Source organism: Halococcus thailandensis JCM 13552 (assembly GCF_000336715.1).
GTDB lineage: Archaea > Halobacteriota > Halobacteria > Halobacteriales > Halococcaceae > Halococcus > Halococcus thailandensis.
Map to the genome: position 1 here is coordinate 1 of NZ_AOMF01000061.1, position 365 is coordinate 365.

The 365-nt window shown below is 61.6% G+C and carries 1 protein-coding gene; it reads left to right on the top strand.

Translation table 11 applies throughout. From position 1 onward, the window contains the following. Positions 1 to 365, top strand: a 365-nt coding sequence (locus C451_RS02645; RefSeq protein WP_007737404.1) for a transposase, incomplete at both ends; no start/stop codon positions are given.

Sequence of the window (365 nt, forward strand, 5' to 3'; positions counted from 1 at the left end):
TGGACTGCGACACGCAGGTCATCGTCGCGCAGGACATCACTACTGACGCAAACGACGTCCAGCAGCTCAAGCCGATGCTGGAGAACTGCAAGGAGGTGAACGGCAAGCGCCCGGAGATGGCGCTTGCCGACGCTGGCTACTGGAGCAAAGCGAACGCGCAGTTAGCGGATGAGCAGACGGAGCTGTTCATCGCCACGACCAAAGACTGGAAGCGACGGAAGGAGCTTCGGGAGGCGGATCCGCCGCGAGGGCGGATCCCCAAATGGTACGGGCTGAAAGAACGCATGGAGCGGAAACTCCGGACGAAACGGGGGAGAGGTATCTACCGCAAGCGCAGCCAGAGCGTCGAAGCAGTGTTCGGTCAG